Origin of the sequence: Methylobacterium sp. WL120, from assembly GCF_008039465.1 — a bacterium.
GTDB classification, from domain to species: Bacteria; Pseudomonadota; Alphaproteobacteria; order Rhizobiales; family Beijerinckiaceae; genus Methylobacterium; species Methylobacterium cerastii.
Genome location: NZ_VRUT01000066.1, coordinates 1 through 25800, shown reverse-complemented (window position 1 = coordinate 25800; position 25800 = coordinate 1). Strand labels below are relative to the sequence as shown.

General features: G+C 70.0%; 26 protein-coding genes. 10 read left to right on the top strand and 16 right to left on the bottom strand.

Annotated elements, in window-relative coordinates:
* Positions 1–179: 179 nt before the first annotated feature.
* Positions 180–758 carry a type 1 glutamine amidotransferase domain-containing protein gene (locus FV229_RS13920; RefSeq protein ID WP_147752559.1) on the top strand — a complete coding sequence of 193 codons (579 nt, stop codon included), beginning with the start codon at positions 180–182 and terminating at the stop codon, positions 756–758.
* A gap of 80 nt (positions 759–838) precedes the next feature.
* Here FV229_RS13920 and FV229_RS13915 read toward each other — a convergent pair whose 3' ends face one another.
* From FV229_RS13915 to FV229_RS13905, 3 genes are all read right to left on the bottom strand, one after another.
* Positions 839–1132, bottom strand: a complete 294-nt coding sequence (locus FV229_RS13915; RefSeq protein ID WP_147752558.1) for a hypothetical protein — start codon at positions 1130–1132, stop codon at positions 839–841.
* 365 nt (positions 1133–1497) lie between these two features.
* Positions 1498–2352 (bottom strand): NAD(P)-dependent oxidoreductase, encoded by an 855-nt coding sequence (locus FV229_RS13910; RefSeq protein ID WP_147752557.1) that lies wholly within the window; start codon positions 2350–2352, stop codon positions 1498–1500.
* A 60-nt stretch (positions 2353–2412) separates the two neighbouring features.
* Positions 2413–3615 carry a pyridoxal phosphate-dependent aminotransferase gene (locus FV229_RS13905; protein ID WP_147752556.1) on the bottom strand — a complete coding sequence of 401 codons (1203 nt, stop codon included), beginning with the start codon at positions 3613–3615 and terminating at the stop codon, positions 2413–2415.
* Positions 3616–3799: 184 nt separating this feature from the next.
* On the opposite strand from FV229_RS13905, the gene FV229_RS13900 reads away from it, so the two are divergent.
* Complete coding sequence (locus FV229_RS13900) at positions 3800–4822, top strand: LLM class flavin-dependent oxidoreductase (protein ID WP_147752555.1); 1023 nt, start codon at positions 3800–3802, stop codon at positions 4820–4822.
* A gap of 170 nt (positions 4823–4992) precedes the next feature.
* Positions 4993–6024 carry a fumarylacetoacetate hydrolase family protein gene (locus tag FV229_RS13895; protein WP_147752554.1) on the top strand — a complete coding sequence of 344 codons (1032 nt, stop codon included), beginning with the start codon at positions 4993–4995 and terminating at the stop codon, positions 6022–6024.
* Positions 6025–6238: 214 nt separating this feature from the next.
* Here FV229_RS13895 and cysN read toward each other — a convergent pair whose 3' ends face one another.
* The 3 genes from cysN to FV229_RS13880 are packed head-to-tail and all read right to left on the bottom strand — an operon-like array spanning position 6239 to position 9365.
* Positions 6239–7639, bottom strand: a complete 1401-nt coding sequence (cysN, locus tag FV229_RS13890; protein WP_147752553.1) for a sulfate adenylyltransferase subunit CysN — start codon at positions 7637–7639, stop codon at positions 6239–6241.
* On the bottom strand, positions 7639–8574 hold the full coding sequence (gene cysD, locus FV229_RS13885; RefSeq protein ID WP_147752552.1) for a sulfate adenylyltransferase subunit CysD: 936 nt from the start codon (positions 8572–8574) through the stop codon (positions 7639–7641). Before cysD ends, cysN begins: the two co-directional genes overlap by 1 nt.
* Positions 8571–9365, bottom strand: a complete 795-nt coding sequence (locus FV229_RS13880; protein WP_147752551.1) for a phosphoadenylyl-sulfate reductase — start codon at positions 9363–9365, stop codon at positions 8571–8573. The genes cysD and FV229_RS13880 overlap by 4 nt, the downstream gene beginning before the upstream one ends.
* A 233-nt stretch (positions 9366–9598) precedes the next feature.
* Here FV229_RS13880 and FV229_RS13875 point away from each other — a divergent pair, with 233 nt between their 5' ends.
* From FV229_RS13875 to FV229_RS13855, 5 genes are all read left to right on the top strand, one after another.
* Positions 9599–10114 (top strand): Lrp/AsnC family transcriptional regulator, encoded by a 516-nt coding sequence (locus tag FV229_RS13875; RefSeq protein ID WP_147752550.1) that lies wholly within the window; start codon positions 9599–9601, stop codon positions 10112–10114.
* A 111-nt stretch (positions 10115–10225) separates the two neighbouring features.
* Complete coding sequence (locus tag FV229_RS13870; protein ID WP_147752549.1) at positions 10226–12010, top strand: flavodoxin domain-containing protein; 1785 nt, start codon at positions 10226–10228, stop codon at positions 12008–12010.
* 188 nt (positions 12011–12198) lie between these two features.
* Entirely contained in the window at positions 12199–13995 is a 1797-nt protein-coding gene (locus FV229_RS13865) for an NADPH-dependent assimilatory sulfite reductase hemoprotein subunit (protein WP_147752548.1), read from the top strand.
* A gap of 90 nt (positions 13996–14085) precedes the next feature.
* On the top strand, positions 14086–15183 hold the full coding sequence (locus FV229_RS13860; RefSeq protein WP_147752547.1) for a Gfo/Idh/MocA family oxidoreductase: 1098 nt from the start codon (positions 14086–14088) through the stop codon (positions 15181–15183).
* A 268-nt stretch (positions 15184–15451) separates the two neighbouring features.
* Entirely contained in the window at positions 15452–15649 is a 198-nt protein-coding gene (locus tag FV229_RS13855) for a hypothetical protein (protein WP_147752546.1), read from the top strand.
* Between the two features lie 332 nt (positions 15650–15981).
* Here FV229_RS13855 and FV229_RS13850 read toward each other — a convergent pair whose 3' ends face one another.
* Together FV229_RS13850 and FV229_RS13845 are read right to left on the bottom strand one after the other, a co-directional pair.
* The gene (locus FV229_RS13850; RefSeq protein ID WP_147752545.1) at positions 15982–16245 is read right to left on the bottom strand and encodes a hypothetical protein; all 264 of its coding nucleotides are present in this window, start codon (positions 16243–16245) and stop codon (positions 15982–15984) included.
* 68 nt (positions 16246–16313) lie between these two features.
* On the bottom strand, positions 16314–17084 hold the full coding sequence (locus tag FV229_RS13845) for a glucose 1-dehydrogenase (protein ID WP_147752544.1): 771 nt from the start codon (positions 17082–17084) through the stop codon (positions 16314–16316).
* Between the two features lie 137 nt (positions 17085–17221).
* Here FV229_RS13845 and FV229_RS13840 point away from each other — a divergent pair, with 137 nt between their 5' ends.
* Positions 17222–17851: a TetR family transcriptional regulator gene (locus FV229_RS13840; RefSeq protein ID WP_147752543.1), complete on the top strand. Its 630-nt coding sequence runs from the start codon at positions 17222–17224 to the stop codon at positions 17849–17851.
* A 10-nt stretch (positions 17852–17861) separates the two neighbouring features.
* On the opposite strand, the gene FV229_RS13835 is transcribed toward FV229_RS13840, so the two are convergent.
* The 5 genes from FV229_RS13835 to FV229_RS13815 all read right to left on the bottom strand — a co-directional run bounded on the left by FV229_RS13835 (position 17862) and on the right by FV229_RS13815 (position 22538).
* Positions 17862–18206 carry a DUF1330 domain-containing protein gene (locus tag FV229_RS13835; RefSeq protein ID WP_147752542.1) on the bottom strand — a complete coding sequence of 115 codons (345 nt, stop codon included), beginning with the start codon at positions 18204–18206 and terminating at the stop codon, positions 17862–17864.
* Positions 18207–18211: 5 nt separating this feature from the next.
* A complete protein-coding gene (gene pyrF, locus FV229_RS13830) occupies positions 18212–18931 on the bottom strand; it encodes an orotidine-5'-phosphate decarboxylase (RefSeq protein ID WP_147752541.1) in 720 nt (239 codons plus the stop codon).
* A gap of 12 nt (positions 18932–18943) precedes the next feature.
* Positions 18944–19630 (bottom strand): uracil-DNA glycosylase family protein, encoded by a 687-nt coding sequence (locus FV229_RS13825; protein ID WP_147752540.1) that lies wholly within the window; start codon positions 19628–19630, stop codon positions 18944–18946.
* 166 nt (positions 19631–19796) lie between these two features.
* Complete coding sequence (locus tag FV229_RS13820) at positions 19797–22013, bottom strand: xanthine dehydrogenase family protein molybdopterin-binding subunit (protein WP_147752539.1); 2217 nt, start codon at positions 22011–22013, stop codon at positions 19797–19799.
* A 69-nt stretch (positions 22014–22082) separates the two neighbouring features.
* Positions 22083–22538: a (2Fe-2S)-binding protein gene (locus FV229_RS13815; protein WP_147752538.1), complete on the bottom strand. Its 456-nt coding sequence runs from the start codon at positions 22536–22538 to the stop codon at positions 22083–22085.
* Positions 22539–22827: 289 nt separating this feature from the next.
* Between FV229_RS13815 and FV229_RS13810 the strand changes: the two genes are divergently transcribed.
* Positions 22828–24384 (top strand): HAMP domain-containing sensor histidine kinase, encoded by a 1557-nt coding sequence (locus tag FV229_RS13810; protein WP_147752537.1) that lies wholly within the window; start codon positions 22828–22830, stop codon positions 24382–24384.
* A 17-nt stretch (positions 24385–24401) separates the two neighbouring features.
* On the opposite strand, the gene FV229_RS13805 is transcribed toward FV229_RS13810, so the two are convergent.
* The 3 genes from FV229_RS13805 to FV229_RS13795 all read right to left on the bottom strand — a co-directional run.
* Positions 24402–24818, bottom strand: coding sequence for an EVE domain-containing protein (locus tag FV229_RS13805; protein ID WP_147752536.1), 417 nt, complete (start codon positions 24816–24818; stop codon positions 24402–24404).
* A 23-nt stretch (positions 24819–24841) separates the two neighbouring features.
* Positions 24842–25321: a hypothetical protein gene (locus FV229_RS13800; protein ID WP_147752535.1), complete on the bottom strand. Its 480-nt coding sequence runs from the start codon at positions 25319–25321 to the stop codon at positions 24842–24844.
* On the bottom strand, positions 25318–25800 hold a 483-nt coding region (locus FV229_RS13795; RefSeq protein WP_348644183.1), incomplete at its 5' end, for an NAD(P)H-dependent glycerol-3-phosphate dehydrogenase. The genes FV229_RS13795 and FV229_RS13800, both read right to left, overlap by 4 nt.

Below are 25800 nucleotides of genomic sequence, written 5' to 3'. Positions count from 1 at the left end.
GGATCGGGGGTCGGAAGGCCGGGGTTGCCCATGCGTTGCCTCGTGCAGGTGGGTGGTGGGTTAGGCAACGGATCGCCCGCGCGAGGGTTCCGCGCAGTCCTGGGTTGCCGCTTGGTCCGGGAACCGCGCGCGAGCGTCCCGGTTTGCCGGCCGACGCCATCCATGCGGAGCGAAACGCCATGCCCGACATCAAGCAAGCCAAGGTCCTGATCCTCGCCACCGACGGGTTCGAGGAGACCGAACTCACCGTTCCCCAGGCCAAGCTGCGCCAGGCCGGCGCGACGGTGCACGTCGCCGCGCCGAAGTCGCGCGAGAAGCCGGAATCGATCCGCGGCTGGGACAAGACCGACTGGGGCAAGAACGTCGCGGTCGACCTCGACCTGGAAGGCGTCGACCCGGGCGCCTACGACGCGCTCGTCCTGCCCGGCGGCCAGATCAACCCGGACAAGTTCCGCCTCGAGCCGAAGGCGCTGGAGGTGATCAAGGCCTTCGTGACCTCCGGCAAGGTGGTCGCCGCGATCTGTCACGCGCCGTGGCTGCTGATCGAGGTCGGCGCCGCGAAGGGCCGCGACCTGACCTCGTTCTCCTCGATCCGCACGGACGTGATCAACGCCGGCGGCCGCTGGCACGACCGGGAGGTCGTGACCGACCACGGTATCGTCACCAGCCGCAACCCGGGCGATCTCGACGCCTTCTCGGCCAAGATCATCGAGGAGATCGCGGAAGGGCGGCACGCGCCGCGGTCGCTCGCCGCCTGATCGGTTGTCCGAACGCGACGAGGCCGTCCACCTTTCGGTGGGCGGCCTTTCGCGTGTTTCGAGACGGTCGCCCGAAGCGCTCAGCGCTTGGCGACGAGCGCTTTCTGCGGCTTCGGTTTCGCGCCGGTGGTGCTGGCGATGAGCGCCGAGAGGTGATCCTGATCGAGGTTGGCCGACGCCTTGGCCGGCTGGGCCGCGGCGCGCTCTGCCCTGCGCGGCTCGATCGACCCGGTTGTGGCCGGATCGGGGAGGCTCGCCTGGATCTGCGCGCTGGGCGCCGGATCGCGCTGGACCCGAAGCGCCCAGTGGGCGGCGGTGGACAGCGCCGCGATCGCCAGGATCGCCTTGACGCCGCTGGTGAGGAACCCCCGCATGATGGTCAAGCCCGGCAAAACGCAGTGACACGCGGCCGGTTCCCCGGCCCGTCCTCACTGTTGCCGAAGAGCGTGAACGAAAGCCGAAGGCCTGCGCCGACCTCCGTCCCGGAACGGGTCGAAACTTGTGTGGGCCATGCGCCGGGTCCGCGGTTCCTGTTCCCCGCGCCTCCGACACGCCTGCAGCATCCCGGCCCACCAGGTTTCACAGGAACGGTCCAGAGAACTGGTCCGAGCCGTCCCGTCACTGCCGACCCCGCGTCCATGCAGGCCCGAGCGGGCTCGCGAAACCATCAGGCGCATCGGCCGCAGGGACCGCTGGCATAGGTGAAGTGCCCCGAGCCGGCAACCGAAGCGCGGCGCGATCAGCGCGTCCGCGACGATCCGCCTGCGGCCTCGGCGAAGGCGAGCAGCGCGACGACGTCCGCCTCACCCTCGGACGCCGCGAGCCGTGTAAAAATCTCGGCCGCGCCGGCGAAGACTTGCCCGCCGGCGCGGTCCGGCGCGAGGAAGTCGGCGATCTCGTGCATCTCCGCGACCCAGCGATGGGCCTTCGGCATCATGTCGGGAAAGCCAGCGGCGAACCGGGCGAGCAGCTCCGGCTCGCTCTCGGCGAGCTCGGCCTGCAGCGCCGCGCCGGCGCCGGCGCGCTCGGCGCCCAGCACGACGATGGCGGCGAGCGCCCGCAGGCCCTTGTTGATGCCGGCATAGGCCATCTTCAGGCCCGACGCCGCGCCGACGCCGCCCTCGCAGGCGCGCATGTCGAGCCCGCATTCGCGCAGCGCCAGCAAGGGGGCGAGATCCTCGCCCGCCACGTAGATCCGCGGTCCCTTGGCGCCGGGCTTCGGGGGAAGCCCAAGGATGGCCCCGTCGAGGAACGGCGCCCCGGTCGGCGCGATCGTCGCGGCGATGCCGTGCACCGTCGTCGGGGAGACAGCGTTCAGGTCGACGTAGACCGGCTTTTTCACCACCGAGGCCAAGCTCGGTGCGAGACGAGCCGCCAGGGCGGCGGCGTCGGCCGGCGGCACGATGGACAGGATCAGGTCGGCCGCGACGATCTCGGCATCCTCGGCATGGGTCATGCCGGCGTCCTCGGCCCGCGCGCGGGTCGCGGCGCTGCGCCTGGTCAGCGAGGTCAGGACGCGGACGCCGTTCTCGGCGAGGCGCCGCGCGACCGCGCTGCCCATGGCGCCCGGGGCGACGACGGCAATCGTTTGCATCGCACCACCTTCAGGCTGGTGCCGACGCGGGGAGGATCCTCGCGCCGGCCGTCGCCGGTCCTAGCGCAGCGAGCCGCAGAACCGCTGGATGCGGTTGCAGGCTTCCTCCAGGGTCTTGGTCGAGGTCGCGTAGGAGATGCGCAGGTTCGGGCCGAGGCCGAAGGCGGAGCCGTGGACCGCGGCGACGCCCTCCGCCTGGAGCAGCTCGGTGACGAAATCCTCGTCGGTCGCGATGGTCTTGCCCGACGGCGCCGTGCGCCCGATCGTTTCCGCGCAGGACGGGTAGACGTAGAACGCGCCTTCCGGCGTCGGGCATTGCAGGCCCTTGGTCTGGTTCAGCATCGAGACCACGAGGTCGCGCCGCTCCTGGAACGCCGCCTTGAACTGCGCGAGGTGCGCCTGCGTGCCGTCGAGCGCGGCCACCGCCGCCCATTGCGAGATCGACGAGGCGCCCGAGGTCTGCTGGCCCTGGACGAAGTCCATCGCCTTGATCAGCATCTCCGGGCCGGCGGCGTAGCCGATGCGCCAGCCGGTCATCGCGTAGGCCTTCGAGACGCCGTTCATGGTCAGCGTCCGCTCGTAGAGGCCCGGCTCGATCTGGGCCGGCGTGACGAACTCGAAGTCGCCGTAGGTCAGGTGCTCGTACATGTCGTCGGTGAGCACCCAGACGTGCGGATAGCGCATCAGCACGTCGGTGATCTTCTTCAGCTCGGCGTGGCTGTAGGCGGCGCCCGACGGGTTCGACGGGGAGTTGAGGATGATCCACTTGGTCTTCGGGGTCAGCACCCGCTCCAGCTCCTCGGGCTGAAGCTTGAAGTCGTGCGCCATGTCGGTCTCGGCGAAGACGGGCGTGCCGCCGCAGAGCACCACCATCTCCGGGTAGGATACCCAGTAGGGGCGCGGGATCACGACCTCGTCGCCGGGGTTCAGGGTGGCGAGCAGCGCGTTGTAGATGACGTGCTTGCCGCCGGTGCCGACGATGGTCTGCGAGACCTTGTAGTCGAGCCCGTTCTCGCGCTTGAACTTCTTCACGATGGCTTCGCGCAGCGGCACGATGCCCGAGACCGGCGGGTACTTGGTCTCGCCGCGGTTGATCGCCTCGATGGCGGCGTGCTTGATGTGCTCGGGCGTGTCGAAGTCGGGCTCGCCGACCGACAGGCTGATCACGTCCATGCCGCCGGCTTTCAGGTCGCGCGCCTTCTGCGTCATCGCGATCGTCGCGGATGGCTTTACGCGCGAGAGGGCGTCGGCAAGAAAGCCCATGATGGGGACTCCGGTTTTCGTGCAGGTTTCGCCGTCCCGTGACGGCGGCGGGACCGTAGTCGCGGGTCGGAAAGCCGGCAAGGCGCCCGGTCGGGGTTCGGCGGGAAACGTCACGCGCCGGATGCAGGGCTCGGGCGCTAGCGACCGCCTCGACGGCCGGTGCGGGCGACACCATCTCCGGTCGATGGCAAATCTCTCCGTTCTCGACCTGTCGTTCGTCGGTTCCGGCTCGACCCCGGCCCAGGCGCTGCGCGATTCCCTCGACCTCGCCCGCCATGTCGACCGCCTCGGCTACGGCCGTTACTGGCTCGCCGAGCACCACGCCCTGCCCTCGGTGGCGAGCCCGGCCCCCGACATCATGGTCGGCCAGATCGCGGCTGCGACCCGTACGATCCGCGTCGGCTCCGGCGGCATCATGCTGCCGAACCACGCGCCGCTGATGGTGGCCGAGCGGTTCAAGGTCCTGGAGGCGCTGTTTCCCGGGCGAATCGACCTCGGCCTCGGCCGCGCGCCCGGCACCGACGGCATCACCGCCCAGGCGTTGCGCCGCCGCGAGGCGCCGCGCGGCGGCGACGACTTCCTCGACCGGCTGCAGGAACTGATGCTGTGGGAGACCGGTGGGTTCCCCGAGGGCCATCCGTTCAACACCGTGGCGGTGATGCCGGCCGGCGTGCCCCTGCCGCCGATCTTCCTGCTCGGTTCGTCGGATTACAGCGCGCACCTGTCCGCACGCCTCGGGCTCGGCTTCGCCTTCGCGCAGCACTTCGCCTCGTTCGACGCGCGTTTCCCGATGCTCGATTACCGCAGGGGCTTCCAGCCCTCGCGCTGGGGCTCCAAGCCCCACGCGATCCTCGCGGTCGCAGTCGTCTGCGCGGAGACCGACGCGCAAGCCGAGCGCCTGGCGCTCAGTACGCAGCTGGCGACGCTGCGGCGCGAGCGCGGCGAGTACGCACCGATCCCGACCCTGGCCGAGGCCGAGGCTTATCCCTACGGCGACGCCGAGCGCGCCCGCATCGCCCGCGGCCGCGACCGGCTGCATGTCGGCGCGCCCGAGACCGTCTGCGCGCTGCTGGCGGGCCTCGCCGAGGCGACGCAGGCCGACGAGATCATGGTCGTGTGCGCCATCCCCGACCAGGAGGCGCGCCGCCGCTCCTACAGCCTGCTCGCGCAGGCCTGGGGCCTCGCCAAGACCGCCGTCGCGGCGTGAGACGGGGAACGACAAACCCGTCCCACCTGTCGCGTAGGTTGCATTCGTTCGCCTGACATCGCGCGCAGATCGGCGCATCCTGTCGATCCCGACGCGGTTTCGCCGCATCGGACACGCGGACGGCCCTCCAAAGGGCCGCCACGACGGGACAGCGATCTCGAGAGGAGACGATGATGGGCGATCGACGCAATTTCCTGAAGGCGACGGCGGGCCTTGCGGCTGCTGCCGTCGCCGCGCCGGCGGCTGGGCGAGCGGCCGAGACGGCGGCGTCCGCGCTGCCCCCGGCAAAGGCCCTATGGGGCATGCCGCGCGACATGATCCTGATCAACCTCCGCCGCGACGGCGCGTACGGCCTCGGATTGAAGACCCGGGACGGCGTGCTCGACGTCACCGCCGCCGGCAAGGCGGTGGGCCTGCCGGTGCCGGCCGACATGGACGACCTCCTGCAGAACGGGAAGGGTCCGATGCTGCGCGCGGTGATCGACGCGGTCGAGGCAGCCCCCGACCCGCGCCTGACGATCGCCGAGGATCAGGTCGCCTATGCGCCGCTGGTCACCCGACCGGAAAAGATCATCATGATGGGGTTCAACTACCGCAAGCACGCCGAGGAGACGGGAACGCCGCCACCGAAGGACCCACCGCTGTTCAACAAATACAACAACACGCTCAATCACCACGGCGGGACGATCAAGCTGCCGACGCACGCCGCCCGCGAGTTCGACTACGAGACCGAGCTGGTGATCGTCTTCGGCCGCGAATGCCGCGACGTCTCGGAGGCCGACGCCCTCGACTACGTTGCAGGCTACGCCACCGGCAACGACTTCAGCGCCCGCGACCTGCAGACGCTCACGTCGCAATTCATGATCGGCAAGACATCGGACGGGTTCGCGCCGCTCGGCCCCTACCTCGTGACCGCCGACCGCGTGCCCGACCCGAACAACCTGCGGCTCGTCACCAAGGTCAACGGCGCGGTGCGGCAGGACTGGACCACGGCGGACATGATCTTCAACTGCCGCCAGCTGATCAGCTTCGCCTCGAAGGTCATGACCATCAAGCCGGGCGACATTTTCTACACCGGCACGCCGCAGGGGGTGATCTTCGGCGAGAAGATCCCGCGGGCGGAACGGCAATGGCTGAAGCCGGGCGACGCCGTCGTATCCAGCCTCGAGGGACTGGGCGAGCTGCACTTCACGCTCGTTTGAGAGCTGGGCAGCAGCCCGCCGCCGCCCATCTTACGATCCCCGAACGTCCTGATCCCGAGGCGCCCGCCTCGGCGGGCCTCGAAGGAGCATCTCAGCGACCGCGCGGCCGGTTGGATACCTCCTTCAAGGCGTCCGCTTCGCGGAAGCGCCTCAGTTCGAGGTGGTGGATCGGATGGAGGGCGCGACGGATGAGCCAGCGCGCCCCCGTCTCAGATCAGCCGCCGAACAACCCGCGCAGGCGGCTGAGGAGGCCGCCCCCGGCATTCGTCGTCGGCTTTTCGGCCGTTACCGCCACGCGTGCCGGCGCCTGCACCAGCCCCAGAGCCGCCGTATCCGTGCTCTCGCGGTCGATCAGGATCAGGCCACCGGTGTCGCGGGTCTCGGCGTAGGCGTCGAAGGGCACCGCGCGGTCGAGCTTGAGCGTGACGTCGGCGATGTCGTTGGCGACGAGCTTGTCGGCCGGGCCGGGCTGCCCCGTCTCCGGGTCGACGCGGTTGCGGATGCGCTCGACCACGGCGTTGGCCGTGACGGTGCCGACCTTGGCGAGCAGCGTAGCGCCGGGCGCGAGCTCGGTCTCGGCGGCCCAGAACAGGCGCACGTCGAGGGTGTCGGAGACCTGCATCGGGTGGGCGGCGGTGGCGATGACGCTGCCGCGCGAGGCGTCGACCTCGTCGGCAAGCACCAGGGTGACCGACTGGCCCTCCTGGGCGCTGGCGAGGTCGCCGTCCGGGCCGACGATGCGCGCGACCGTGCTGGTGCGGGCGGAAGGCGCGATCGCCACCGCATCGCCCGGCCGAACGGTGCCGGCGGCGATCAGGCCGGAGAAGCCGCGGAATTCGGAATTGGGCCGGTTGACCCACTGCACCGCCATGCGGAACGGGGCGGCCAGAGCCTCCTCGTGCACCGGCACGGTTTCGAGATACGCGAGCAACGGCCCGCCCTGGTACCAGGGCGTGGAGACCGCCGGCAGCACGACGTTGTCGCCGTTCTTGGCCGAGAGCGGGATCGCGCGGACCTCGGTGAAGGCGAAGTCCTTGGTGAAGGCGGTGAAGCCCGCGACCAGCTCGTCGAACCGGGCCTGCGACCAGCCGACGAGGTCCATCTTGTTAATCGCGAGCACGACGCGACGGATGCCGAGCATCGAGACCAGCAGGGCGTGGCGCCGGGTCTGACGGGTGAGGCCCTGGCGGGCGTCCACCAGGATGATGGCCACATCGGCGGTCGAGGCGCCGGTGGCCATGTTGCGGGTGTACTGCTCGTGGCCGGGGGTGTCGGCGACGATGAACGAGCGCCTGTCGGTGGAGAAGAACCGGTAGGCGACGTCGATGGTGATGCCCTGCTCACGCTCGGCCTGGAGGCCGTCGACGAGGAGAGCGAGGTCGACCTCCTGCCCTTGCGTGCCGTGCTTCTTCGAATCGCGCTGGAGCGCGGTGATCTGGTCGTCGAAGATCTGCTTGGTGTCGTGCAGCAGGCGGCCGATCAGGGTCGACTTGCCGTCGTCCACCGAGCCGCAGGCGATGAAGCGCAGGACTTCCTTGCTCTGATGCGCGGCGAGGAACGACTCGTAGCCGAACTCGGCGGTGTCGAACGCGTCCTTGGGGGGGTGGACCGTCATCAGAAGTAGCCTTCCTGCTTCTTGCGCTCCATGGCGCCGGCGCCGTCCTTGTCGATCACCCGGCCCTGCCGCTCCGAGGTGCGGGCGGCCAGCGTCTCGCCGATGATCGCGGGCAGCGTGTCGGCGCCGCTCTCGACGGCGCCCGTGAGCGGATAGTCGCCCAGCGTGCGGAAGCGGACGTTGCGCAGCATCGGGGCCTCGCCGGGCTCCAACGGCAGGCGGTCGTCGTCCACCATGATCAGCTGGCCGTCGCGCTCCACCACCGGCCGGGGCTTGGCGAAGTAGAGCGGCACGATCGGGATCCGCTCCTGCTCGATGTAGAGCCAGATATCGAGCTCGGTCCAGTTCGAGAGCGGGAAGATGCGCAGCGACTCGCCGCGCTTCTTGCGCAGGTTGTACAGGTGCCAGGGCTCGGCGCGCTGCCGCTTCGGGTCCCAGCGGTGCTGGGCGGTGCGGAGCGACACGATGCGCTCCTTGGCGCGCGAGGCCTCCTCGTCGCGCCGGGCGCCGCCGAAGGCCGCGTCGAACTTGTACTTGTCGAGGGCCTGACGCAGCGCCTGCGTCTTCATCACGTCGGTGTGGACTTCCGATCCGTGGCTGATCGGGCCGACGCCGCGGGCGAGCCCGTCCTGGTTGGTGTGGACGATCAGCTCGAGGCCGAGCTCCTTCGCGCGGGCGTCGCGGAAGGCGATCATCTCCCTGAACTTCCAGGTCGTGTCGATGTGCATCAGGGGGAACGGCAGGCGGCCGGGCGCGAACGCCTTCAGCGCCAGGTGCAGGAGCACCGACGAATCCTTGCCGATCGAGTAGAGCATCACCGGGTTCTCGGTCTCGGCGACCGTCTCCCGGAAGATGTGGATGCTCTCGGCCTCAAGCCGCTGCAGGTGCGTGAGACGGGAGCCGGCCGGAGCCTGGATCGCGGGTGCGGCGCTCATCGGGCCATCTCCGGTCTATGGGATTTCGTGGTTTCGAACGCGGCCGCTTCCTCGCCGGGCGCGACGTCGGCCTCGGGCGCATGGATGTGCAAGCCGCATTCCTTCTTGGATTCCTGCTCCCACCACCAGCGACCGGCGCGCTCGGATTCGCCGACGCGGACGGCGCGGGTGCAGGGGGCGCAGCCGATCGAGGGGAAGCCGCGGTCGTGCAGGACGTTGTAGGGCACGTAGTTGTCGCGCACGAAGCGATCGACGTCCTCGCGCGTCCAGTCGGCCAGCGGGTTGAGCTTGATCAGGTTGCGGGCCTCGTCGAACTCGGCGAGCGGCGTGTCGGCGCGGTTGGCGGACTGGCCGGCGCGCAGGCCGGTGAGCCAGCCGGCGGCGCCGTCGAGGGCGCGGCCCAACGGCTCGACCTTGCGGAAGCCGCAGCAGGCCTGTCGCGCCTCCACCGAGTGGCGGAAGCCGTTGATGCCGGCGTCGCGCACGAACGCCTCTTCGGCGACGCGCTCCGGCGCGTAGGCCTGGATGCGGATGCCGTAGGCCGATTCCGTCTCGGCCCAGACATCGTAGGTCTCGGGGTAGAGGCGGCCGGTGTCCAGGGTGACGATCTCGGTCCGGCCCTTCGCCGTCGCGAGCGCGTGGGTGAGCGCCTGATCCTCGATGCCGAGGCTCGTGGTGAAGACGAGCCGGCCGGGGATCGTCGCCTCGACGAGGGCGATTCGTCCGCGCAGGTCGAGGGGTTTCATCTGGGCGGCGAGGTCGAGGGCCGCCTGGGGGCTTTGAAGGGTCATCGCCTGTTCGTTCGCGGGCCGGCACGTGCGCCGGCACTGGTTGTTCCGTGAGATGTTCGCTATAACGAACGGTGTCAAGGCGCCGCCGTACGGCCGGACGGGACTGCGCTGCACTGCAGAAGACCTTGGCAACACGCTGCGATCGGGATCGGTTGCGCGAAAATGGAAGTTCCTTCTCATGGGGGCCCTGCGCGGGCCGCATGGCGGGACGACGTCGAGACGTGAGGTTGGCCTTGGATTCGATCGACCTGAAGATCCTGGCACTGCTCCAGACGGACGCCACGCTGTCGATCGCCGCGATCGGCGAGCGGGTCGGCCTGTCGCAGACGCCGTGCTGGAAGCGTATCCAGCGTCTGGAGGCAGACGGTGTGATCGACCGGCGGGTGGCCGTGCTCGATCCCGTCAAGCTCGGGCTCGGGCTCACCGTCTTCGTGTCGATCGAGACCGCCGACCATTCGCGCGATTGGCTGGAGCGATTCGCCGGCACCGTCTCGGCGATGCCGGAGGTGCTGGAATTCTACCGGATGGCCGGCGACGTCGACTACATGCTCCGCGTCGTCGTGGCCGACATGAGCGCCTACGATACGTTCTATAAGCGGTTGATCGCGACGCTGCCGTTGAAGAACGTCACCTCGCGCTTCGCCATGGAGAAGGTGAAGTCGACCACCGCCCTGCCGCTGCCCGCCCCCCCGACCAACGGCCGCCAGATCCAGGGGCTGCCACCGACCCTGGCTGCGGTCGGAGAATAATCTTCTTTTTCGCACCGCAACGACGATCGACTCCTTCTCCAAATCGAGCGTTCTGTAAAACGGACGTTTTCCCGTTGACAGGGGCTCGCCGCCCCACGACATGGTCTGCCGATGTCACTCCAAAGCCTCCTTCCCCGCACTGCGCCGTTCGGCGACAGCGAGCGGGCCAGCCTCGACGCCGTCCTCTGCAGCGCGACGGCGATCCAACGCGCCTGGCTCGCCGGCTTCCTCGCGGGCGTCGACGCGGCCGGCGGGCAGCCGGCGGCGGCACCCGCGGCCCCGCCGAAGGCCGCCGAGCCGCTGACGATCATCTACGCGAGCGAATCGGGCAACTGCGAGTCGCTGGCCGGCAACGTCGCCAAGCTCGCGCGCAAGCAGGGCTTCAAGCCGAAGGTCATCGACTTCGCCGACCTCGACCTTGCGGTGCTGCCGAAGGCCGGCAAGCTCGTCGCCATCGCCGCGACCTGGGGCGAAGGCGAGCCGCCGGCTCGTGCGGTCTCCACCTACAACGCGCTGATGGGCGACGGCGCCCCGCGCTTCGACGGCGTGGAGTTCGCCGTGCTGGCGCTCGGCGACACCTCCTATGCCGAGTTCTGCGCTATCGGAAAGGCGCTCGACGCCCGCTTCGAGGCGCTCGGCGGCAAGCGCGCGGCGGAGCGCGCCGACCTCGACCTCGACTTCGAGAAGCCGGCGGCCGACTGGATCAAGGGAACCCTGAAGGCGCTGGCCCCGGCGCCCGTCGCCGCCGACAACGTCGTGGCGGTAGACTTCGCCCGCGCCGCCTCGTCCGAGGACGATGAGGCCGAGCCGAGCCGCGAGCCGGTCGTCGTCGAGGTGGTCGAGCATGTGAACCTCAACTCCTCGCGCTCCGACAAGGAGACGATCCACCTCGCCCTGGCCTTCGAGGACGGCGCCCCCGCCTACGAGCCCGGCGATTCGCTGGAGATCTACCCGGAGAACGACCCGGCGCTCGTCGAGGAGATCCTGAAGGCGACCGGGCTCACCGGCGACGAGGCCCTGCGCCGCTCGCTGCTGGCCGAGCGCGACATCACCACCCTCTCGGCCGCCACCGTCGAGCGCTTCGTGAAGGCCACCGGACACGAGGAGGCCAAGCGCCTGATCGAGGGCGGCGAAGTCCGCGCCTGGATCGAGGGGCGTCACCTCATCGACCTGATCGAAACCTATCCGGCGGCGCTGACCGCCGAGCACCTCGGCGGCATCACCCGGCCGCTGCCGCCGCGCGCCTACTCGATCGCCTCGTCACGCAAGGAAGTCGGCGACGAGGTCCATCTCGCCATCGCCGCCGTGCGCTACGAGACCCACGGCAAGGCGCGCTCCGGCGTCGCCTCGACCCACGTCGCCGACCGGATCTCGGACGGCGCGAAGCTCCGGGTCCGCCTGAAGCCGAACCGCCACTTCCGCCTGCCGGCCGACCCGGCGACCGACATCATCATGGTCGGCCCCGGTACCGGCGTCGCGCCGTTCCGCGCCTTCGTGCAGGAGCGCCGCGCCGTCGAGGCCACCGGCCGCAGGGTCGGCAGATCTTGGCTGTTCTTCGGCGACCGGCACTTCACCCACGACTTCCTGTACCAGCTCGAATGGCAGGAGGCGCTGGAGGACCGCTCGCTGACCCGGATCGACGTCGCGTTCTCGCGCGACCAGCCGGAGAAGCTCTACGTCCAGCACCGCATCGACCAGCATCGCGCGGAGCTGGTGGAGTGGCTGGAGGGCGGCGCGCACCTCTACGTCTGCGGCGACGCCAAGGCGATGGCCAAGGACGTGCGCCTCGCGGTCGAGAACGCCTACGCAGCGGTGAAGGGCACGAGTGCCGACGATGCCGCAGCGGCGGTGTCGGCCCTTGAGCGCGCCGGGCGTTACCAGCAGGACGTGTACTGACACGCGCCAGCTCTCCCCCCACTGCGGGGGAGGGTGGCCCCTGCCTTGGCAGGGGTCGGGAGAGGGGAACGCCCTTTCCGGAGATGTCGCTCCCCTCTCCCGACCCGCTTCGCGGGCCACCCTCTCCCGCAGAGGGGAGAGGGATCGGCGATCCCTGAGATTTGCGAGAACGAAGTCGGATCACCGCCATGGACGACCACAAGCCCGTTTCCGAGCGCGTCTACGAGACCCCGCCGACCGGTCGCCCGATCGACGAGGCCGAGGCCGCGCGGACCGCGGGGCTCGCGCACAACGAGCACCTGAAGATCGCGAGCGGCTATCTCCGCGGTGGCTTAGCCGACGGGCTGCTCAAGCATGCCACCGGCGCGATCTCCGACGACGACGGGCAGCTCGTGAAGTTCCACGGGATGTACCTGCAGGACGACCGCGACCTGCGCCCTGAGCGGACCAAGAAGAAGCTCGACAAGGCCTACGCCTTCATGATCCGCCTGCGCATCGCCGGCGGCGTCATCAGCCCGAAGCAGTGGCTGGCCCTCGACGACATCGCCACGACCTACGCCGGCGACGCGATCCGCGCGACCACGCGCCAGACCTTCCAGTACCACGGCGTCATCAAGTCGAACCTCAAGCGCACCATGGCGGCGATCGACGCGGCGCTGCTCGACACCATCGCGGCCTGCGGCGACGTCAACCGCAACGTCATGGCCGCGACCAATCCGGCCCAGACCCACGCGCACGCCGCGGCCTACGCGCTCGCCAAGGACATTTCCGACTCGCTGTTGCCGAAGACCAACGCGTGGCGCGAGATCTGGCTCGACGGCGAGAAGGTCGTCGGCGGCGAGGAGGAGTTCGAGCCGGTCTACGGCAGGACCTACCTGCCGCGGAAATTCAAGGTCGTCGTCGCGGTGCCGCCGTCGAACGAGGTCGACGTGTTCGCTCACGACCTCGGCTTCATCGCGATCCTCGACCAGAACAACAAGCTCACCGGCTGGAACGTCACCGTCGGCGGCGGCATGGGCATGACCCACGGCGAGACGGACACCTTCCCGCGCACCGCCGACCTGATGCTGTTCTGCAAGCCGGACGAGGCCGTGAAGGTCGCGGAAGCCGTGATGACGGTGCAGCGCGACTGGGGCAATCGCACAAACCGCAAGAACGCCCGGCTGAAGTACACGATCGAGCGCTACGGCCTGAAGGCGTTCCGCGCCGAGGTCGAGAAGCGCGTCGGCATCAGCTTCGCCGACCCGAAGCCCTTCACCTTCACCGGCAACGGCGACCGCTATGGCTGGACGGAGGGCGACGACGGCCGCCACCACCTCACGCTCTACGTGCCGTCGGGCCGGATCAAGGATTATGAGGACGGCCCGAAGTTCCTCAGCGGCCTGCGCCGGATCGCCACCGAGCACGAGGGCGACTTCCGCCTCACCGGCAACCAGAACGTCATCATCGCCAACGTCCCGTCCGAGAAGCGGGCGGCGATCGAGGCGTTGGTCGACGAGTACGGCCTGACCAAGGGCGCAGGTGCCCTTCGCCGCAATTCGATCGCCTGCGTTGCGCTGCCGACCTGCGGCTTGGCGCTCGCAGAGAGCGAGCGCTACCTGCCGCACCTGATGACCGAGCTGGAAGAGAGCTTGGCCCGCCACGGCCTACAGGATGACGAGATCACCATCCGCTCGACCGGCTGCCCGAACGGCTGCGCCCGCCCCTTCATCGCCGAGATCGGCCTCGTCGGCCGCGGACCGGAGCGCTACCACCTCTATCTCGGCGCCGCCTTCGACGGCTCGCGCCTGGGCAAGCTCTACCGCGAGGACGTGGTGGCGTCGGAGATCCGCGACACCCTCGACCCGCTCTTCGCCGACTACGCCAAGAGCCGGAACCCGGGCGAGCGCTTCGGCGACTTCCTCGTCCGCGCCGGCCACGTGGCCAAGACGACGAACGGGCCGGACTTCCACGACAACATCGGCGCGCTGAAGCCCGCCGCCTGACGCCGGGCCGCCGGGACCGTCCGGCGGTCCTCGCGGAAACCTCGGCTCGCACCTCGCGTTGCGCCTGCGTTGGCGCAACCGGGGGCGAGCATGGGTGAGGCGAAGACGATCCGTTACGCGGTGGTCGGCGGCGGTTGGATCTCGCAGGCGGCCTTCATGCCGGCGGTGGCGCAGACCGGCAATTCCGCGATCACGGCCCTGGTCACCGGCGACCCGGAGAAGGCCACGGCGCTCGGCGAGCGTTACGGGCTGACGGCGTTCTCCTACGAGCGGTATCCCGAGGCGCTGGCGTCCGGGCTGTTCGATGCCGTCTACCTCGCGCTGCCGAACGGCATGCACCGCGACTACGCCGTGCCGGCGCTGGAGGCCGGCCTCCACGTGCTGCTCGAGAAGCCGATGGCGACGAGCGTCGCCGATTGCGAGGCGATCATCGCGGCGGCCGAGCGCGGCAACGCGCGGCTGATGCTCGCCTACCGCCTGCACTTCGAGCCCGGCACCCTCGATGCGATCGAGCGCGTGCGCGCCGGGGCGATCGGCGAACCGCTGGTGTTCTCGGCGACGTTCGGCCAGCACGTGGCGACCGAGAACCACCGCGCGCACCGGGGCTACTGGGCCGGCCCGGTCCCCGACATGGGCACTTACCCAATCAACGCCGTGCGCAACCTGTTCTCCGACGAGCCGGTCGAGGTCCACGCCCACGGCGCCCGCCGGCCGGGGAGCCCCTACGGCTTCCACGGCACGGTCGCGGTGACGCTGCGCTTCCCCGGCGATCGCCTGGCGCAGTTCACGGTCTCCTACGAGACCGACTCGGTCGACGCCTACCGCGTCGTCGGCACCGAGGGCGACCTGCTGATGGCGCCGGGCTTCACCTTCGGCCAGCCGCTTGCGGGCGAGCTGACCCGCGTCGGCAAGACCGAAAGCCTGTCCTACCCGAGCGTCGACCAGTTCGGCGCCGAGACGCGGTACTTCTCTGATTGCATCCTGGACGGCCGGGTGCCGGAGCCGGACGGCGAGGAAGGCCTCGCCGACGTCCGCATCTTGGCAGCAATCGAGCGCGCGCTCGAGACCGGCCAGCCGCAGACGCTGCCGCCGATGCGACGCCGGACCCGACCCGACAAGTCGCAGGCGATCGAATTGCCGGAGATCACGGTCCCCGAACTGGTGAACGCCGCCAAGCCGGGCGGCTGAGGGCGTCCATCGAAATCCGGCCCGGAACACGCACCTTCCTACCAAGACCCCGATGCTGAGGCGGTTTGTGGAAGCGGCCGGCGAAGACGCGTTGGAGTGCGTCTGCGATGGGAACAAGCTTTGGTACGGTCGGCCATGCTGCTTCGCAGCAAAGCCGCCGCGCCCTTCATGGTCCTGAGCTTGGCCGTTCCGGTGCGATAATTCTTCGTCGGCACCGAACGAAGTGCGATTCTGCTCGTTGTCCCGAAAATCCGTACGGGACCGCGACATGGCCAAGCACGAAATCCTCGGATACTTCGAACATCGCCGCGACGGCGCCTGGGTCTGCGTCCGGCCGTTCACGCTCACCACGAAGAGCGCGGCGGTCGACATCCGCCAGGGCATGCGCTTCGACTACGGCAAGCGCATCGGCGGCGTGGACCTCGCCGAGTACCTGGAGCAGCTCGGCTCCCAGTTCGGATCGTAGACCTTCGCGTCTACGGTCAGGCACTAATTACGCGATGCAGGTCGCAACGCCGACGCTCTTCCAAAGCGTGACGGCGGTTCTGTAGGTGCGTCCATGGCGGCCGGCGATCTTCGCCGGCTTCTCTATGTTTGCCGCGGTGATTCCTCAAGCGCGGGGTTCGCGCCGGTCGATCCGTAGCATTACGGTGCGCTTAGCACGTACCGCCCTTACCATCTCGCCTCGCATGACTCGTCGTCTCGCGACATCTGCGCCGCCGTCTGATCCGCAAGTTTCCATAGGATGCCGGGCTGTCTGGCAAGGCCGGCGTCGGCGGTAGCTGCGCCTGACACGACCTACGCCAACTCGTTCAATTGGGTGGGGACGACCAGGATATCGTCCCTCGTCGTGCCGCTATCGGCCTCCGCCGTGCCGGACGAGCTGCCAATACGTTCGATGGCCAAGTCGACATCCGCCGTTATGGCGTCCGGGACCTCCCCATCGAGCCGTGCGACGGACTTTTCGAAAACCGCCACCGCCAGCAAGGCATCCGGAATCCGCGCTGAAGGTCCGGCCTCGAACCGGAAGGGCATGCCCAGAGGTGTGGTTTTCGGCCGCAATCCTTCTCCGCACACGCCCGACGTCAGGCGACGAGATCAACCCGTCACCGGACGTCGGTTGATGGCGTTCAGGCGCCGCCCCACTGCATCGTCAGCCCGCCGTCGACCACGAGCGTGTGCCCGGTCACGTAGTCGGCGTCGTCGCTGCTGAGGTAGAGGATCGCCTTGGCGATGTCGTCGGGCTGGCCCGCGCGGTGCCACGGGATGCGCTCGAGCGACTTTGCGAGCACCTTCGGGTCCTCGAAGCGGTCGGCGGTCATCGGCGTCTCGATCAGGCCGGGCGCGACGTTGTTGACGTTGATCCGGTCGTCGGCGAGCTCGCGCGACAGGCTTCGGCACAGCGAGCCGACGCCCGCCTTCGACATGCCGTAGGGAGCGCTTTCCGGCGTCGGCAGGTGCTGAGCCACCGAAGACACCATGACGATCTTGCCGCGCCCGCCTTGCGCCCGGCGCACCTTGATGAAGGCGCGCGCGCAGAACAGCGGACCCATCAGGTTGACGCGCAGGATCCGCTCCAGCCGCTCGTCCTCCATGTCCGCGACCGCCATGCCGCTCATCGCCTGGCCGGCGTTGGCCACCAGGATGTCGAGGGGGCCGAGGTCGCTGGCGACGCGGTCGAAGGTGGCGGCGACCGAGGCCGGGTCGCCGACGTCGTTCTGGATCACGAGCGCCCGGCGCCCGGTCTCCTCCACGAGGCGGGTGGTCTCGGCGATGCCGTCCGCGTCGGTGTTGTAGGTGATCGCCACGTCCGCGCCGTGCTGCGCGAACAGGAGCGCCGTCGCCCGGCCGATCCCGGAATCGGCGCCGGTGATCAGGGCCTTCTTGCCTTCGAGCTTCATCGATGTCGGCTTTGCTGCGTGAGGTGCGGCCTCGGGGGGCCGGGTCAGCGGGCCAATTCGAGCGCGGCGGCACGGTTCCGCGCGGGTCCGACGGCCGACATTTTGACGCTTCGCCGGATTGCGGCATACGCTCGGGGATGACCATCGCCGTCCCCGTCGAACCCATCCTGAGCGAAGAGAGCGCGCCCACGACCCGCTGCCGCATCCTGGCGACGGCCGAGCGTTCGTTCCGCGAGATCGGCTACCAGAAGACCACCGTCGCCGACATCGCCAAGACGCTGAAGATGAGCCCGGCCAACGTCTACCGCTTCTTCGACTCGAAGAAGGCGATCAACGAGGCGGTGGTGGAGCGCCTGATCGGCGAGGTCGAGGCGCTGATCTCGGCGATCGCCGACGCGCCGGGCTCGCGCGCCGCCGACCGTCTTACGGCGGTGATCGAAGCCTTGCACCGCGACACCCACGAGCGCTGCAGCGCCTTCCCGCGGATGCACGAGATGATCGAGGCGGCGATGAGCGAGAGCTGGGACGTCTGCCGCCACCACGTCGACCGGATCGGCGCTGTTTTCGAGCGGATCGTCGTCGACGGCGTCGCCCGCGGCGAGTTCGAGACGGACGACCCCGCCGGCGCGGCGCGCTGCCTGCACACGGCGATCGCGCGCTACAGCCATCCGCTGCTGGTCAGCCAGTACCCGGATGCGCCGGTGCCGCAGCTCGACGTGATGACCGCGTTCCTGCTGCGCAGCCTGCGGCCGGTCGGCGCGCGCTGAGGCGGCCCGCCTATTCCGAGGCGGGGTTGTCGGGCTCGGACGCGATGCCGACGCTCGGCTGCTCGCCGTCGTAGCCTTCGATGATCAGGATGTCGGCGTCGGCGCCGTCCTTCTGCTTGGCGCGGGCGGCCTGGTACAGGTCCGACTTCCAGCAGGCGACGGCGTCGTCGTAGCTCGCGAACTCGATCACGACGTTGCGGGCGCGCGTCGTGCCGACCACGGCCTCGAAGCGGCCGCCGCGCACCAGGAAGCGGCCGCCGAAGGCGGCGAAGGCCGCGCCGTTCGAGGCGGCGTAGTCCTTGTAGGCCTCCGCGTCGCGGACATCGACCCGGACGATCCAGTAGCCGCGCGTCATCGTCGTCACTCCTGTGCTGCCATCTCGGCGAGGATCGCCTGCGTCACGGCGCGCGGGTCGGCGGCCGCGGTGATCGGGCGCCCGACGACGACGTGGTCGATGCCCGCCGCGCGCGCCTGCCCCGGGGTCATAACCCGCTTCTGGTCGCCGCTGTCGCTGCCCGCCGGCCGGATGCCCGGCGTCACGATCAGGCTCGCCGGGCCGACCACGTTGCGCACGGCCTGCGCCTCGAAGGCGCTGCAGACGATGCCGTCGATCCCGGCTTCCGCCGCCTGGAAGGCACGGTGCGCCACGAGTTCGGAGATCGGCAGGGCGTAGCCGGATTCGCGTGCGTCGCCCTCGTCGTAGGAAGTCAGCACCGTCACCGCGAGGATCTTCAGGCTCGACGTGCCGCGCCCGCGCACGGCCGCGCGCATGGTCTGCGGATAGGCGTGCACCGTCAAAAAGGTGGCGCCGAGTCCGGAGAGCGCGCGCACCCCCTCCTCGACCGTGTTGCCGATGTCGTGCAGCTTCAGGTCGAGGAAGACCTTGAGCCCGCGCGCGGCGAGTTCCGGCACCAGCGCCAGCCCGCCCGCATAGGCCAGCCGGTAGCCGATCTTGTAGAAGGTCGCGGCGTCGCCGATCCGATCGACCATGGCCCGTGCCGCGGCCGGCTCGTCGAGGTCGAGGGCGACGATGAGGCGGTCGCGCGGATCGGTCGGGCTCTGAGAGGTTGAATCACGCATCGTGGTTCCCGATCACGCCGCCGGGTTCGGTGTCAATCGCGCAGCCGAGGGGGCAGGCATGACACCGGGCTTCAGGACCGCAGGTGCCATGACGCGCGCGACCTCCGCCTTCAGCACCGGCAGCAGCTCGGCCTCGAACCAAGGCTCGCGCTTGAGCCAGCCGTTGTTGCGCCAGGACGGATGCGGCAGCGGCAGGACCCGCGGCGCCCGCGGCTCGGCCAGGATCTGGCGCCAGCGGCGGACCGTGCCGGTGAGCCCGTCCGGCATCTTTCCGAGGTGCCAGGCCTGCGCGTACTGGCCGATCACGAGGATCAGCTCCAGGTCCGGCAAGCCGGCGAAGAGCTCGCCGCGCCAGCGCTCGGCGCATTCCCGCCGCGGCGGCTTGTCGCCGCCCTTGGCATCGAGTCCCGGGAAGCACGAGCCCATCGGCACGATCGCGATCCGGCCGGCATCGTAGAACGCGGCCTCGTCCAGGCCGAGCCAGGATCGCAGCCGCACGCCGGACGGGTCCATGAACGGGATGCCGGTGCGGTGCGCCCGCGTCCCCGGCGCCTGGCTCGCGATGCACAGGCGCGCCGTAGCGCTGCCCTGGACGATCGGCAGCGGCTCCTGCGGCAGCGGCGCGCCGTAGAGCGGCGTGTCCCGGCAGATCCGGCAGGCGCGCAGGTTCGCGGCGGTGGTGTCGAAGGCGGTGACCATGCTCGATGTGAGATGGGCACGACGCCGCGTTTCGGCGAGGATGCATCGACGCGACCAAAAGAAACGGCGCGGGACTGAAGGCCCGCGCCGCGTTTTGAGGTGGGTTCGAAGCTCTGGGAAGCCGGGTGACGCTAAGCTTCGTGTGCCGTCCGCGACGTGTCCTGCCTCACACGCCCTTCAGGCCTGCGAGGTCGAGGGGCAGCGAGCGCAGGCGCTGGCCCGTGGCGGCGAAGATCGCGTTGGAGATCGAGGGTGCCAGCACCGGGACGCCGGGCTCGCCGATGCCGGTCGGCGCCGCCGAGGACGGCACGATGTGGACCTCGACCACCGGCATCTCGCTCATCCGGGTCGGCTCGTAGGTGTCGAAGTTCTTCTCCTGCACCACGCCGTCCTTGAGGGTGATGCGGTTGCGCAGCACCGAGGAGAGGGCGAAGCCCACCGCGCCCTCGACCTGTGCACGGATCACGTCCGGGTTGACCGCGACGCCGACATCCACCGCCGCGACGATGCGGTTGACCTTCACCTTGGCGTCCTCGGCGGTGATGTCGGCGACCATCGCCACGTAGGAGCCGAAGGATTCGTGCGCGGCGATGCCGAGGCCCCGGCCCTTGCCGTTGGTCTTGGCTCCCGAATCCCAGTTCGCCTTCTCGGCGGCGAGCTTGAGCACGCCCGAGAGGCGCGGCGCGGCGGTCAGCAGCGAAAGCCGGTAGGCGAGCGGGTCGACGTCGGCGGCATGCGCCAACTCGTCGATGAACACCTCCATCGCCTGCGCGGTGTGGCTGTGGCCGACCGAGCGCCACCACAGGACCGGCACGCCCTCGCGGGTGTTGTGGACCTCGAAGCGGTAGGCCGGCAGCGCGTAGGGCGTGTCGGACGCGCCCTCGACGGTGGTGGAATCGATCCCGTTCTTGACGATCATCGCCTCGAAGGGCGAGCCGATCATGATCGACTTGCCGACCATCACGTGCTGCCAGCCGACGATCCCGCCCTTGGCGTCGAGTCCGGCGCGGACCTTGTGGTAGACGGTCGGGCGGTAGTAGCCGCCGGCCATGTCGTCCTCGCGGGTCCAGACCAGGTGCACCGGCGCCTTGGCCCGCGTCGCCTTCAGGATGGTCGCGGCCTCGGTGATGTAGTCGGCCGAGGGCGTGGCGCGCCGTCCGAACGAGCCGCCGGCCCATTGCGTGTGCAGGCGGACCTTGTCGGTGGTGGTGCCCATCACCGCGGCGACGGCGGCCTGCTCGATCGTCTGGAACTGCAGGCCGGCGTAGACGTCGTAGCCCCCATCCGGCGCGCGCTCGATCGTGGCGTTCAGCGGCTCCATCGCGGCGTGCGCCAGGTAGGGGAAGGTGAACTCCGCCTCCAGCACCTTGGCCGCGCCCTTGATGCCGGCTTCCGGGTCGCCGCGCTCGGAGGCGACGAGGCCGGGCCGCTTGGCCTGTTCGCGGTAGCCGGCCAGGATCGCGTCGGAGGAATGCGCCTCCGCCGCGCCGTCGTCCCATACGACTTTCAGCGCCTCGCGGCCCTTCATCGCCGACCAGGTGTCCTTGGCGACGACCGCGACGCCGGACGGGATCGCGACGACGTCGACCACCCCCGCGACCTTGCGGGTCGCCGCGTCGTCGAAGCTCTTCACCGTACCGCCGAAGCGCGGCGGGCGGGCGACGACGGCGGTGACCTGGCCGGGGCGGCGGATGTCGAGGGCGTAGACCGCGCTGCCGTCCGTCTTGGCGACGGAATCGAGGCGCGGCACGCGAGCGCCGATCAGTGTCCACTGGCTCGGGTCCTTCAGGTGCGGCTCCTGCGGCACCGGAAGCGTCGCCGCCGACGCGGCGAGTTCGCCGAACCGCGCCTGCCGGTTCGAGCCCGCATGGCGGACGACGCCGTTCGCGACCGTGATCTCGCCCGCCGGCACCTTCCACTGGTAGGCGGCGGCGGCCACCAGCATCTCGCGGGCGGCGGCGCCCGCCTTGCGCAGCTGGAACCAGGAGTTGGCGACCGCGGTCGATCCGCCGGTCCCCTGGATCGGGCCCATCAGCATGTTGTTGTAGCGGGCGGCGTCGGCGGGGGCGAACTCGGTGCGCACCCGCGACCAATCCGCGTCGAGCTCGTCGGCGAGGATGGTGGCGAGGCCGGTCGTGTTGCCCTGCCCCATGTCGAGGTGCTTGACGATCACCGTCACGGTGTCGTCGGACCCGATCCGCACGAAGGCGTTCGGGTCCGCCTTCACCCCCGAAAGGTCGGGGCCGGCGGCGGCGCGCGCCGTGTTCTTCAGGTCGAGGCGGAAGCCGACGACGATGGCGCCGGTCGCGGCGGCGCCCCCGGCGAGGAAGCTGCGGCGGGTCGCGCGCGGAGAGCGCGGGTCCGTCTGACGGATCTTCAGCATGGCGTGGCTCCGGTCAGTGCGGGAACGGGCGAACAGTCTTGGGATGACGTGCGACGCGGACGCGAGCGATCACGCCAGCGTCTTGGCGGCCTCGTGGATCGCCGCGCGGATGCGCTGGTAGGTGCCGCAGCGGCAGACGTTGCCGTCCATGGCTCCGTCGATGTCGGCCTCGGACGGCTTCGGGTTCTCCGTGAGCAGGCCGATCGCGGACATGATCTGCCCGGACTGGCAGTAGCCGCACTGGACCACGTCGAGCTTGCGCCACGCGCCCTGCACCGCCTCGGCGACGCGGCCGGACACGCCCTCGATCGTGGTGACCTTAGCTTCGCCGACGTCGCCGATCCGGGTCTGGCAGGAGCGGACCGGCTGCCCGTCGAGGTGGACCGTGCAGGCGCCGCACTGGGCGATGCCGCAGCCGTACTTGGTGCCGGTCTTGTCGAGGTGGTCGCGCAGCGCCCAGAGCAACGGCATCTCGGGGTCGGCGTCGATCGCGTGCCGGACGCCGTTGACGGTGAGGTTCAGCATCCGAGATCTCCCGCGCGTAAGTCTCTCTCGTCGATCGCTAGTCCCGGCACGCCCCGATGCGATGTGCGTCCGCGCACCCGCGGCGAACACTTGTTGACGCGCCATCGACGAACGTAAGCCACCCGCCGGCGGCGAACACCTGGCACCGTGATCGCGACCTTCGCGCGATCAGGACAATCGTCGCGACCGCGGCAGGCCGTTCTTAACATATCGCGCGCAACGTCGGGCCTCTCATGTTGCGGTCCGGCGCGTCGAGCCGGCCCCCTTCGTCCAGCCTTCGAAGAGGCCGATGTCCGAACTGACGGTCGAGATGGTGCAGCGCGGCCGCGGTCCTTCGTCGGAAGAGGCCGTGCGACGCCGTGGGGTCGCACGCGACATGCGCTCGGCCCGGGAGAAGCTGACCTCGAAGACCGGCCTCGTGCGGGCGTTCGACTACGAGCTGCTGCGCCTCTACGCGCAGTACCGGGCGGGCGCCGGCATCCCGCTCGGCCTGTTCGCGATCGCGATGGCCAGCGCCACCTGCTTCTGGGTGGAGCCGCTGGTCGCGGCGATCTGGGCGCTCTGCGCGTTCCTGATGATCACCCTCAACGCGTCGATGAGCCGGAGCTTCCTCCGCGCCGAGCCCGGCGCGGTGTCCCTCGCGCGCTGGCGCCGACGCTTCGCCTTCGGCGAGGTGATGCAGAGCCTGAGCTGGTCGGCGATCGTCGGCCTGGGCATGCTGGGCGGCTGGCACTTCGCGCTGTTCGGCCTGATCATCGCGGCCGCCGTCGCCACGATGGTGGCCGCCACCGTTCCGACCGCCGCCGCAGCCGCCCTGGTGCCCCTCGCGCTGGCGACCCTGTGCCTCCTCACCTTCGCCCGCGAGGCCGACGCCGTGATGCTCGTCGCGATGGCGATCGGCTCGCAGATCTTCTTCCTCGGCCTGGCGCGCCGCATCTACACCTCCACTGTGGGCGCGCTGCAGTCTCGCGCGGAGAAGGATGCGGTGTTCGGCGAGCTGGAGCAGGCCAAGGCCAACTCCGACGAGGCCCGGCGCCGGGCGGAGGAGGCGAATCTCGCCAAGTCCCGGTTCCTGGCGACGATGAGCCACGAGTTGCGCACGCCGCTCAACGCCATCCTCGGCTTCTCCGAGGTGATGAAGAACGAGGTGTTCGGCCCCCATACCGCGCCGAGCTACGGCGAGTATTCCACCGATATCCACGACAGCGGCATGCATCTGCTGAACCTGATCAACGAGATCCTGGACCTCTCCCGGATCGAGGCCGGCCGCTACGAGCTCAACGAGGAGGCGGTGACGCTGGCCCACATCGTCGAGGAGTGCCGCCACATGATGGGGCTGAAGGCCCGCGGCAAGAACCAGACCTTCCTCGACTTCGTCGACGACACCCTGCCACGGCTTTGGGCCGACGAGCGCGCCCTGCGCCAGGTGGTGCTGAACCTGCTCTCGAACGCGGTGAAGTTCACCCCGCCCGGCGGCGAGATCACGATCAAGGTCGGCTGGACCAGCTCCGGCGGCCAGTACGTCGCGGTCAAGGACAGCGGCCCCGGCATCCCGGAGGACGAGCTCGGCACGGTCATGTCCTCGTTCGGCCGCGGTTCGCTCGCGATCAAGACCGCCGAGCAGGGCTCCGGCCTCGGCCTACCGATCGTGAAGGGCCTCGTCGACCTGCACGGCGGCAACTTCACCCTGAAGTCGCGCCCGCGCGAGGGCACCGAGGTGATCGTCACGCTGCCGGCGAGCCGGGTGATGGACACGCTCGCCGCCGTCGCCGTCGGGGGAGAGCCGGCGCCCGAGACGCGGGCCGGCACGAGCCGCCCCAAGGCCCCATCCGCCAAGGCGGCGTAAAAGCGACTTGCGCGCGGTCAGCCGAGCCCGCCCATGGCACGCACCAGCGACCACTCGGCCTCCGTCACCGGCTGCACCGACAGGCGCGAGTTGTTGACGAGCACCATGTCCTTGAGCGCCGACTCGGTCTTGATCGCATCGAGGGTGACAGGGTTCGGCAGTGCCTCGACGGCGGCGAGGTCGACCATGCCGAAGCGTCCGGTCGCGTCGGTGTGGTCCGGGTAGTACGGCTTGATCACGCGTACGATCCCGACGACGGCCTTGCCCTCGTTCGAGTGGTAGAAGAACCCGAGGTCGCCGACCTGCATCGCCATGAGCTGCTTCTTGGCGAGGTGGTTGCGCACCCCGTTCCAGTGGGTGCCGCCCTCCCCCGCCGCGACCTGCTGCGCCCACGACCAGGTCGCGGGTTCGGACTTGTAGAGCCAGTAGGCCATCCGTCTCGTCGCTCGTTCGAAAGTCAGGGCCGGCCGGCGGCGTCGGCCCAGAAGGCCAGGCTCGCCGGGTTGATCGGCGAACCCGCTTGCGCGTTGCGCAGGGTCGCGAACGCGTGGAAATCCTGCGCTTCCGCCGCGCCGAGGAGGTCGCGGGTCGCCGTGAGGATGCGGGTGATGCGCAGGTGGTTGTGGTCGTGCGGCACCAGCCACCGGTCGGTCCCGACGTAGAAGCGGCGCATGCGTGCGAGGGCGGCGCGCAGGCCTTCGCGGGCCGCCGGGTCGGCGCGGATCGCGTCCGCTTCGGCCGGCGTCAGCACCGGTGCGCCGGGCACGGCGCGGCTCGCCTGCGCGAGGGGAAAGCACCATTGGATGAAGTCGTGCACCGCCTCGATCCGCAGGTCGTCGAAGGCGAGCACCGTCGCCAACGTGCGGCCTGAGCCATCCGTGCCGGTGCCGGCGAGGAAGGCGTGGATCGGGGTCGAGGTCGCTGGGGTCGAGGTCACTCGGCCTCCGCCTTCAGCGGTCGGGCGAGCAGCGCGGCGACCACGTCCTCGACGCTCGCGCGCCCGGCGACGATCGCCGCGACGGCTTCGGCGATCGGCATCTCGATCCCCTGCCCGCGGGCGAGCCCGACCAAGGCTGTCGCGGTGAAGGCGCCCTCGGCGAGCTTGCCCCCGGCGGCGGCCTCCGGCGCGGCGCCCTGCCCGAGCGCGAGGCCGAAGGCGAAGTTGCGCGATTGCGGCGAGGAGGCGGTGAGCACGAGGTCGCCGAGGCCCGACAGGCCCATCAGCGTCTCGGGCCGCCCGCCGAAGCTGCGAGCGAACCGCATCAGCTCGGCGAAGGCGCGGGCGATCAGCGCGGCGCGGGCGCTCTCGCCGAGGCCGCGCCCGGCGACGATCCCCGCGGCGATGGCGAGCACGTTCTTGCCGGCTCCCCCGATCTCGACGCCGCGCACGTCGTCGGTGTGGTAGAGCCGCAGGGC